Below are 10,756 nucleotides of genomic sequence, written 5' to 3' on the forward strand. Positions count from 1 at the left end.
GGCTCGTCGCTATCGCTCCTCGCACCTCAGGGACCAATGGGTGTGTGGCGCTCTCGGATTAGGGAGCGGGGTGGGGACGCGCTTTTCCTGCTCCCTAAGGTGCGAGCGAAGCGAGCCTTCTTGTGCTCCCTGAGGAGCGAGCTTGCGAGCGTCACGAAGGGTCTCAGCTCGCCTCGATGGCCCCGGTGAACTGGCTTTCGTACAGCCGGCAGTAGGCGCCGCGGGCGGCGAGCAGTTCGTCGTGGTTGCCCTGCTCGACGATGTGCCCGTCCTCCATGACGACGATGACGTCGGCGTCGCGCACCGTGGAGAGTCGGTGCGCGATGACGAAACTCGTGCGATCCGACCGCAGATTGGCCATCGCCTTCTGGATGAGCAGCTCGGTGCGGGTGTCGACGGAACTCGTCGCCTCGTCGAGGATGAGGATCGTGGGCCGGGCGAGGAAGGCCCGCGCGATCGTGATGAGCTGCCGCTCACCGGCACTCACGCCACCGCCCTCGTCGTCGAGCACGGTGTCGTAGCCGTCGGGGAGGGTGCGCACGAAGTGGTGGACGTGACTCATCCGGGCGGCGTCGAGCACCTCCTCTCGCGAGGCGGTGGGATCGCCGTAGGCGATGTTGTCGTAGATCGTGCCGCCGAACAGCCACGAGTCCTGCAGCACCATGCCGGTGCGCTCGCGCAGGTCGTCTCGCGTCATGTCCGTGGAGTCGACGCCGTCGACCCGGATGACACCGGAATCGACGTCGTAGAACCGCATGATCAGGTTGACCAGGGTGGTCTTGCCCGCGCCGGTCGGGCCGACGATCGCGACCATGTGCCCGGGACGCGCGACCAGACTGAGATTCTCGATCAGCGGCTTGTCCTCGACGTAGCGGAAGGAGACGTCGTCGAACTCGATGAGTCCCTTGTCCTCGGCGGGCGTCTTCGGATTCGCGGCGTCGGGCGACTGCTCGTCGGCGTCCAGGATGTCGAAGATCCGCTCGGCGGAGGCGACACCGCTCTGCATCAGGTTGATCATCGAACCGATCTGCGTCAGCGGCTGCGTGAACTGGCGCGAGTACTGGATGAACGCCTGCACCTCACCGAGACTCAGCGAGCCCGACGCCACGCGCAGACCACCGACGACCGCGACCGCCACGTAGTTCAGGTTCCCCAGGAACATGATTGTCGGCATGATGACGCCGGAGATGAACTGTGCGCGCCAACTCGACTCGTACAGTTTCTCGTTGCGCTCGTCGAAGGTCGCCTCGATCTCGCGCTGACGGCCGAAGGCGGTCACCAGCTCATGCCCGGTGAAGGCCTCCTCGACCTGAGCATTGAGCGCGCCCGTCGACGACCACTGGGCCGAGAAGTGCGGCTTCGAACGCTTCGCGATGATGCCGGTCGCGATGATCGCCAGCGGCACCGTGGCCACCGCGATGAGCGCCAGCAGCGGCGAGATCCAGATCATCATGATCAGCAGCGCGATCACCGTCAGCACCGAGTTCGCGAACTGGGAGATGGTCTGCTGCATGCTCTGTGACAGGTTGTCGAGATCGTTGGTCACCCGGCTCAACAGCTCGCCGCGCGGCATCGTGTCGTAGTAGCGCAGCGGCAGGCGATGCACCTTGGCCTCGACGTCGTCGCGGAGCCGGCGGATGGTGCCGACGACGACGATGTTCAGCAGGTACCCGGCGAGCCAGGCGAGCGCCGAGGACACCACGTACAGCACGAGGGTGATCAGCAGCACGCGACCGACGGCGCCGAAATCCACTCCGACGCCGGGGGTCACGTCCATCGACGAGACCATGTCGGCGAACGTGTCGTCACCGCTCTCGCGGAGCCCGGCCACCGCCTGTTCCTTGGTGAGCCCCTCGGGCAGGGTGCGGCCGATCACGCCGTCGAAGACGAGGTCGGTGGCGTAACCCAGCACGCGGGGCGCGATCGCGATCAGCACGACCGAGCCGACCAGCGACGCGAGCGTGACCGTCATCAGCAGTCGGTACGACGCGAGCTGTGCGACAACGCGTTTGACCGACGGCCAGAACGAGCGAGGCTTGGATTCGGGTCCGGCCGCCATCGGCGGGCCTCCGGGCCGGGTCATGAGCGCTCCTCCATCGCCATCTGCGATTCGACGATCTCGGCGTAGGTCGGGCACGACTGCCGCAGGTCGTCGTGGGTACCGAGCCCGACGACCCGGCCGCGATCGAGCACGACGATCTGCTCGGCGTCGACGATGGTCGAGATGCGTTGCGCCACGACGATGACCGCGGCGTCGCGGGTGGCGGGGCGCAGTGCGGCGCGCAGCCGCGCATCGGTGGTCAGGTCGAGCGCGGAGAACGAGTCGTCGAAGAGGTAGATCGCGGGCCGCCGGATGAGGGCGCGTGCGATCGCCAGGCGCTGCCGCTGCCCGCCGGAGACGGTCGTCCCGCCCTGGGACACCTTGGTGTCCAGGCCGTCGGGCATCGCGGACACGAAGTCCTCCGCCTGCGCGATGCGCAGCGCCTCCCAGATCTCGTCGTCGGTGGCGTCGGCCTTGCCGTGCAGCAGGTTCGAGCGGATGGTTCCCGAGAACAGGTACGGCCGCTGGGGCACCAGACCGACGACCGACCGGAGCTCGTCGGGATCGAGCCGCTTGACGTCGGTGCCGCCGACCCGGACCGCGCCGGAGGTCGTGTCGATCAGCCGCGGCACCAGCCCGACGAGGGTGGTCTTGCCCGACCCCGTCGAGCCGACGATCGCGGTCGTGGTGCCCGGCTCGACGCGGAAGTCGATGCCGCTCAACACCGGGTCGTCGGCGCCGGGATAGCGGAACTCGGCGGCATCGAACTCCACCGTGCCGGGGTGGGTGGCGAAACCGACCGGTTCACTCGGCGGATGGACCGAGGTGTCGGTGGCGAGGACCTCGGAGATGCGTTCGGCGCAGACCGCCGCGCGCGGGGCCATCATCGCCAGGAACGACGCCATCATCACCGACATCAGGATCTGCATCACGTAGCTCATCACCGCGGTCAGTGCGCCGATCTCCAGCGAACCGTCGGAGACCGCGTGCCCGCCGAACCAGATCACCGCGACGATGGTGACGTTGGTGATCACCATGACGACCGGGAACATCAGGGCCATCAATCGGCCGACGTGCAGGGTCGCGTCGGCGAGGTGGTCGTTGGCCACGGCGAAACGCTTGCGTTCGTAGTCTTCTCGCACGAACGCCCGCACAACCCGGATGCCGGTGATCTGCTCGCGCAGGACGCGGTTGACGTTGTCGATCCGTTCCTGCATCGCCCGGAAGCCGGGGATCATCTTCGCGATGATGGCCCCCATCGACACCCCGAGGATGGGCACCGCGATGGCGATGACCCAGGACAGGGCCGGCGCCTCCCGGACGCCCATGACGATCCCGCCGATGCACATGATCGGCGCCATCACCAGGATCGCGCTGCTCATCACGATGAGCAGCTGCACCTGCTGGACGTCGTTGGTGGTGCGGGTGATCAGTGACGGCGCGCCGAACGTGCCGACCTCGCGTGCGGAGAAGGAGTTCACCCGGTGCAGGAGGTCGCCCCGGATGTCGCGCCCGACCCCGAGCGCGGCGCGCGCGCCGAAGTACTGCGCGGTCACCGTCACGATGATCTGGGCGACGCTCACCAGCAGCATCCAGCCGCCGATGCGCAGGATGTAACCGGTGTCCCCGCGGGCGACGCCGTTGTCGATGATGTCGGCGTTGAGGCTCGGCAGGTACAGCATCGCGATGGTCGCCAGCAGTTGCAGCACGATGACGAGCGCGACGTTGATGCGGTACCGGGAGAGGTAGGTGCGGACGAGTCGGGTCAGCATCTAGGCGCCGGGAGCGAAGCGAGCGGGCCGAAGGCAACGGTAGGCGCCGGGAGCGAGAGCCGGCCGGAGTTCACTGCGATCACGTGCGCCAGACTAGTTGCCGCTCGCAACGGACGCCGCCGAGTATCTGCCCACCGGGAATCCGCGCAGGCGGGAACCGCGGGCAGCTGCTCAGACGGTCGGCGGTTCGGTCAGCGCGACGGCTGCCTCGGCGGTGTGGGTCAGGAAGGTGAACGACTCCTGGAAGTACAGGTTCACCACGTCGGCGTCGTGTGAGTCGTAACCGATGGACACGTCCTGGCCGATGGTCAGTTCGAAGTCGCCGCCGCGGGTGCTCATCACGAACGCGCCGCTGATCGCGGGCGCCCACACGATGTCGCCGGTGAACAGGCGCTGGATGTGTTCGAGGATCGGGTAGCCGTGGTTCGACGTCTCGTTGACCTGGGTGTAGGCCTCGGCCGACAGGGCCACCGCGTACGGACCGTCGACCGACGCCAGGCGCAGTGTGCTCAGCGCCTGGCTGACCGCCTCCGGGTAGTCGCGCACGTCGGCGGGCAGCGGGATGGGGGTGGCGGCGGCCTCGGCGCGGATGCCGGTGATCGACGCCGCGGCGTAACCCTCGAAGATCGCCCGGTCCTCGGCGAGCGCGAGTTCGCGCGCGGCTTCCACGACCGGGTCCCAGTCGGAGTCCTTCGCGCCGCGGTCGACGTCGTCGATGGCCTCGCGGGACACCGTGAACGGGACCTTGAGTTCCACGAGCGACTGGGTGCGCCGTTGGAAGGCGGTGATCCCCTGCGACGGTGAGTCGATCTTGGTGCGATGTCCGAGCGTCACCGATGCGGTGTCGGAGCCGAGCGGCCCGGTCACGTCGACGAGGCGACGGCCCGCGACGTTGCGCTTGAAGGAGCGGGTCGCCTCCTCTTCGATCTCCGCCCAGGCCGCGTCGGAGATCGGTGCAAGTTCGCGATGCAGGTTGTTCATGGTGTCCTCCTGGTGCGGCCGGGTTGTGGCGGATGCGGTGGTCGGATGGCGGGTGTCGTCAGTGCAGTGACCCGATGCCCAGCGAGCCGTCGGAACGGGTCGTCGGGGCGGGGGAAGCCGTGGGTGCGGCGTCGGGCGCGGGTGGCAGGTCTTCGAGGAAGTCGAGTGTCGGGGTGAAGAACTGGGCCCCGGTGACCGCGGTGGTGAAGTCGAGGAGGCGGTCGTAGGTGCCGGGTGGGTCGCCGATGAACATTTTGCGCAGCATCTCCTCGGTGACGTCGGGCGCTGCCGAGTAGGCGATGTAGAACGTGCCGTTGACGCCGGCACCCGAGACGTCGCCGTACGGCATGTTGTCCCGCACCACGTCGATCTCCTCGCCGTTCTCGTCCTCGACGACGTTCAGCGCGATGTGGGAGTTAGGGGGCTTCACGTCGTCGGCCATCTCGACGTTGTCGAGCTTGGTGCGCCCGATCGCGGCTTCCTGCTCCTCGGTGCTCAGGTCGTTCCACGACGACAGGTCGTGTACGTAGCGCTGGATGGCGACGTAGCTGCCGCCCTCGAAGTCCGGGTCCTCCCCGCCGACCGTGATCGCGTCGATCGCCGCCTGCCCGATCGGGTTCTCGGTGCCGTCGACGAAGCCGATGAGGTCGCGCAGGTCGAAGTAGCGGAACCCGTGCACTTCGTCGACGACGGTGACCGCGTCCCCGAATGCCTCGGTGATCTTGGCGCCGAGTTCGTAACACAGGCCCATGTCGTCGGACTTGATGTGCACGAGCAGATCGGCGGGCGTCGCCGGGGCGGTGTGGACATCGCCCTCGTAGGGGACGAACGGCCGCAACGAGCGTGGTCGCGGGCCGGTGAACAGGCGGTCCCACGCCGCGGAGCCGATCGACACGATCCCGGCCAGTGCCGCCTCGGGAGCCCGCGAGGACACCGCGTTGTTCAGGCCGGGGATGTCTTCCAGCGCAGCGCGAACCGCGTCTTCACCGCCGTCGTCGATGGTGAAGACGAGGAAGATCGCCGACTTGGTCTTCCGCGTCAGGATCGTCTGGGGCACCGGCACGCTGAACACACTAGCCCATGCGTACAAACCGTGGGGCAGCAGATCGTGCCGCGAATGTATAGGGCAGGCAACCCTTTTCGACGCTGACCGGTGACGGGTCAGCGGCGCGTTGTGGCCCGCGCCACCGCCCGGCCGGCGGCGCGGCCGGAGAAGATGCATCCGCCGAGGAACGTCCCCTCGAGTGCGTTGTACCCGTGGACGCCACCGCCGCCGAAGCCCGCGACCTCGCCGGCGGCGAACAGGCCGTCGAAGGCGGTGCCGTCCGGCCGCAGGACCTGGGAGTCGAGATTGGTCTCGAGCCCGCCCAGGGTCTTGCGGGTCAGGATGTTGAGCCGGACCGCGATCAGCGGGCCGTGTTCGGGATCGAGCAGTCGATGCGGCTTGGCGACCCGAACGATCTTGTCGCCGACGAACTGTCGGGCATTGGTGATCGCCATCAGCTGTGCGTCCTTGGAGAACTTGTTGCCGATCTCGGCGTCGCGTGCGGAGATGATGCGTTCGAGGTGCGCGAGGTCGAGTTCGGGGCCGCGGGCGATCTTGTTCATCCCGGCGACCAGTTCCGGGAGGTTGTCGGCGACCACGAAGTCGACGCCGTTGCGCACGAAGGCGTCGACCGGTCCCGCGGCGCCCTTCGCCAGCCGGCTCTTCGCGGCCAGCTTGACGTCCTTCGCGGTGATGTCGGGGTTCTGCTCCGAACCCGACAGCATGAACTCCTTCTCCACGATCGTCTGGGTGAGGACGAACCACGAATAGTCGTGGCCGGCCGCCAGGATGGCCTTCATCGTCGAGATGGTGTCGAAACCGGGGAAGTTCGGCGGTGCGAGGCGGTTGCCGTTGGCGTCGAGCCACAGCGAGGACGGGCCGGGGATGATGCGGATCGCGTGGTCGGGCCAGATCGGGTCCCAGTTGTGGATGCCCTCGGTGTAATGCCACATCCGGTCACGGTTGACGATGTTCGCGCCGGCGGTCTCGCTGATCTCCAGCATCCGGCCGTCGACGTGCGCCGGGACACCCGAGATCATCGTCTCCGGCGCGGGACCGAGACGGTCGACTGGCCAGTTCTTGCGGATCAGGTCGTGATTGTGGCCGATGCCGCCCGAGGTGACGATGACCGACCCGGCACGGATCTCGAAGTCGCCCACCACATCCCGGTTCGACGCCTGGCCGCGTTCGGCGTCGGTCGGGGCGAGCGTGACACCCCGTACGCCGACGGCGGCGCCGTCGTCGACGATGAGCTCGTCGACGCGATGCCGGAACCGGAACTCGACGAGCCCGCGCTTCTCCGCCTCCAGGACCGGCTCGGCGAAGACCCGCACGACCTCGGGTCCGGTTCCCCAGGTGAGGTGGAAGCGGGGCACCGAGTTGCCGTGGCCGTCGGCGAATCCGCCGCCGCGTTCGGCCCACCCGACGATCGGGGTGATGCGCAACCCGAGGTCGTGAAGGTACTGCCGTTTCTCGGTGGCCGCGAAGTCCACGTAGGCGCGGGCCCACTGGCGCGGCCAATAGTCCTCGTCGTCACGATCGAAACCGGCCGACCCCATCCAGTCCTGCAGGGCGAGATCCGCGGAGTCTTTGATGCCCAGCCGACGCTGCTCCGGCGTGTCCACCATGAACAACCCGCCCAGCGACCAGAATGCCTGCGCGCCAAGGTTGTTGCGATTCTCCTGGTCGACCACGACGACGCGGCGTCCGGCCTTGGTGAGTTCGTATGTCGCCACGAGACCCGTCAGTCCCGCGCCGACGACCACCGCGTCGGCCCCGTGCTCCGCCACCGCATCTCCTCACACCGCCAAAATGACCGGGCCGGTCCCGGGACATGTGCATTCGCAGACGAGATTAGCCCCGTACTACAGCGCGATGTCGGCGTACCGGTGGAACCACGGCGCGGCGGCTTCGAGGCCCGCCGCGAGGGCGAGGAGATCGCCGTCGGAACCGAGACGACCGACGAACTGCACGCCGAGCGGAAGGCCGGCATCGGTCCAGTGCAGCGGCACGCTCATCGCCGGCCGGCCCGTGAGGTTGGCGAGCTGCGTGTACGGCACCCAGCCGAGGCTCTCGTAGATGAGCTTGTCGACGATCCCCAAGCGGGAGATCGCACGCCCGGACCGCGCGCGGGAGGCGAGCCGCGACGCCCGCTGCAGCACCGGTGGCGTGGTCATCGACCCGACCCGCGGCGGCGGTACCGCGAGGGTGGGCGTCAGCAGCAGATCGTGGGTCTGGTGGAAGCGGTCGAGGGCCAGGACGTGGTCGTTGATGTGGTCGAGCGCGGTGAACAACGGGACGACGCCGGCGGCCCGGCCCAGTTCCGCCAGCGTCAGGGTGTCGGCCTCGAAGTGGGAGTCGGGAGCGCCGGTGAGGCGTCGGACCTCGTCGACCTGGGCGGCGCACTTGGCGAACCAGATGTCGAGGAAGTCGCGGGCGAGGGCGGCGTCGTCATGCGGCGGATCGACCTCCTCGACCTGGTGGCCGAGTTCGGTCAGGATCGACGCCGCGTGCTCGACCGCAGCGACGGCCTCCGGGTGCGGATTCGCGTTGATCGCCGAGATCGTGGTGTACCCGATCCGAAGCAACCGGGGCGGGGTCGCGATCCGGGCACTGTAGGTCTCGGTGTGCAGCGGCGCCGGGTAGGTCGACGACGGCGTCGGTCCGATCAGTGCGTCGTACAGTGCGGCAGCATCACGGACGGTCCGGGTCACCACACCTTCGACGCCCATCCCGAACAGCGGTTCACCGGTCTGCGGACCGAACGGCATCAGGCCACGCGAGCTCTTGAGCCCGAACAACCCGGTACACGCGGCCGGGATGCGGATGGAACCGCCGCCATCGCTCGCCCCGGCCGCCGGCACGATCCCGGCGGCCACCGCGGCCGCACTGCCGCCCGACGATCCGCCGGGGGTCACGTCGAGGTCCCACGGATTGCGTGCGGGACCCCACAGGGTGGGTTCGGTGATGGCCTTCGCGCCGAACTCGGGGGTGTTCGTCTTGCCGAAGACGACCAGGCCGGCGTCGAGGAACCGGCGCACGCCGAAGGAGTGTTCGCGGGCGATGTGGGTGGCGAGTGCGCGCGAGCCGCGGGTCGTCGGATACCCGCGGTAGTCCTGCGCGAGGTCCTTGATGAGGAACGGGACGCCGGCGAAAGGCCCGGTGAGGTCACTGCGGACGCGGGCGTCGGCTTCGGCGTCCATGCGGATCACGATGGCGTTGAGCGACGGATTGACAGCGTCTGCACGGGCTCGTGCGAGGTCGAGGAGTTCGGCGGCGGTCACCTCGCCGGAGGCCACGAGACCGGCCAGGGTGGTCGCGTCCGCGGACAGATACTCGCCCATGTGCACGTCCCGACCCTAGTTGTTCGGGGAGCGGGCCGAGCGGACTTGGCGCCGATGGCCCGGCCTGTCCGGCGTCCGGCCCGTCACCGGAGAACCGGACGTCACCGTTGCCCGCGCAAACCGGTAACGGGCCGATCGCGGATGTGTGGCCCGAACAGATGAACAATTCGCCACATGCGCCGCCTATGTACGAAATGAGCTGTTCAGCGGCGACCGCTGTGACGTGCACCACCGAAAGATGTCATCACAGGACTCGCTCTCGCCTTTGCCGACGCGTTATCGTGCCGTTACACTTCAGCACGACGGGTACCGCTGCCCGGGGGGACCAATACAATCCCCCTACGTACGACTCCGTATGCAAGCCCGCAGCAGTACCCGGTAGGCAAGACCCGCAAGCGGCCGGCTCCGGCCGTGGTGATCCAAAGGAAAACTGACGAATGCTGACACGCGCCCGTAAGCGCCTCGTCGCCGGACTCGTGGCTCTCGTGGCCGTGTCGGGTGCGACGCTGGTCGCAGCTCCGCCGGAGGCCTCCGCGGCCAACGGTTGCAATGTCGAGTACGTCCGCTCGAACGCCATGAACCGGACCGTGCCCGTGTGCATCGTCTCGGCCGGCGGCGGCGGACCCAAGCCGACGCTCTACCTGCTCGACGGACTCCGTGCCCCGAACAACAACAGCGGCTGGCTGATCAACACCGACGTCGCCCGCTACATGGCCGGCAAGGGCACCAACGTCGCCATCCCGTTCGGTGGCGCAGGCAGCTTCTACACCGACTGGCAGACCCCCGATCCCAAGCTGGGTGTCAACAAGTGGGAGACGTTCCTGACCCGCGAACTGCCGCGGTACATGGCTGCGCGTCACGGCAGCGACAGCCGTCGCAACGGCATCGCCGGACTCTCGATGTCGGGCACCTCGGCGCTGAACCTCGCATCGCGCCACCCGAACTTCTACAAGGCGGTCGCGTCCTACAGCGGCTACCCGACGGTCACCATGCCGGGCTTCACCCAGGGCATCATGGCCTCGGTCGCGGAGGTCGGCGGCAACCCGTTCAACATGTGGGGCTTCTACCCCGCGGGCACCTGGTTCCAGAACGACCCGTTCCTGAGCGCGGGCAACCTGGCGGGCAAGAACGTCTACGTCTCGTCGGGTAGCGGTGTCGGCAGCAAGTACGACTCGTCGGTCAACCCGGCCAGCGCCAACTTCGACCCCGTCAAATTCGCGCAGATGATCCCGCTCGAGGTCGCCGCGTCGACCTCCAGCCAGCTCTACATCGGCCGCCTCGCGCTCGTCCCGGGCGTCAAGCTCACCACCCGGATCACCCCGGACGGTGCGCACTGGTGGGACTACTGGCAGAGCACCTTCAAGGAGTCGTGGGCCAAGACCTTCCGCCCCGCCTTCTTCTGAGTCAGACCCTCTGACAAGGGCCGGTGACCTTCGGGTCACCGGCCCCTGTCGTGCGGACCCCTCCTGCTCCCTGAGGAGCGAGCTTGCGAGCGTCACCCCCTGCTCCCTGAGGAGCGAGCTTGCGAGCGTCACCCCCTGCTCCCTGAGGAGCGAGCTTGCGAGCGTCACGA

General features: G+C 68.1%; 7 protein-coding genes. 1 reads left to right on the forward strand and 6 read right to left on the reverse strand.

Annotated features, from left to right (window positions below):
- Nucleotides 1-163: 163 nt before the first annotated feature.
- The 6 genes from M4D77_RS22070 to M4D77_RS22095 all read right to left on the reverse strand — a co-directional run bounded on the left by M4D77_RS22070 (nucleotide 164) and on the right by M4D77_RS22095 (nucleotide 9,183).
- Complete coding sequence (locus M4D77_RS22070; protein WP_211540660.1) at nucleotides 164-2,083, reverse strand: ABC transporter ATP-binding protein; 1,920 nt, start codon at nucleotides 2,081-2,083, stop codon at nucleotides 164-166.
- Entirely contained in the window at nucleotides 2,080-3,813 is a 1,734-nt protein-coding gene (locus tag M4D77_RS22075) for an ABC transporter ATP-binding protein (protein ID WP_068971128.1), read from the reverse strand. The genes M4D77_RS22070 and M4D77_RS22075 overlap by 4 nt, the downstream gene beginning before the upstream one ends.
- Before the next feature lie 171 nt (nucleotides 3,814-3,984).
- On the reverse strand, nucleotides 3,985-4,794 hold the full coding sequence (locus M4D77_RS22080; protein WP_058253785.1) for a family 1 encapsulin nanocompartment shell protein: 810 nt from the start codon (nucleotides 4,792-4,794) through the stop codon (nucleotides 3,985-3,987).
- 58 nt (nucleotides 4,795-4,852) lie between these two features.
- Nucleotides 4,853-5,857, reverse strand: coding sequence for a Dyp-type peroxidase (locus tag M4D77_RS22085; RefSeq protein ID WP_226511839.1), 1,005 nt, complete (start codon nucleotides 5,855-5,857; stop codon nucleotides 4,853-4,855).
- Between the two features lie 98 nt (nucleotides 5,858-5,955).
- A complete protein-coding gene (locus M4D77_RS22090; protein WP_259937412.1) occupies nucleotides 5,956-7,629 on the reverse strand; it encodes an FAD-binding dehydrogenase in 1,674 nt (557 codons plus the stop codon).
- Nucleotides 7,630-7,704: 75 nt separating this feature from the next.
- Complete coding sequence (locus M4D77_RS22095) at nucleotides 7,705-9,183, reverse strand: amidase (protein WP_226514313.1); 1,479 nt, start codon at nucleotides 9,181-9,183, stop codon at nucleotides 7,705-7,707.
- Between the two features lie 437 nt (nucleotides 9,184-9,620).
- Between M4D77_RS22095 and M4D77_RS22100 the strand changes: the two genes are divergently transcribed.
- Nucleotides 9,621-10,586 carry an alpha/beta hydrolase family protein gene (locus M4D77_RS22100; RefSeq protein ID WP_065632259.1) on the forward strand — a complete coding sequence of 322 codons (966 nt, stop codon included), beginning with the start codon at nucleotides 9,621-9,623 and terminating at the stop codon, nucleotides 10,584-10,586.
- The last annotated feature ends 170 nt before the right edge of the window (nucleotides 10,587-10,756 follow it).

It is taken from the genome of Gordonia sp. p3-SID1431, from assembly GCF_025143765.1.
GTDB lineage: Bacteria > Actinomycetota > Actinomycetes > Mycobacteriales > Mycobacteriaceae > Gordonia > Gordonia hongkongensis.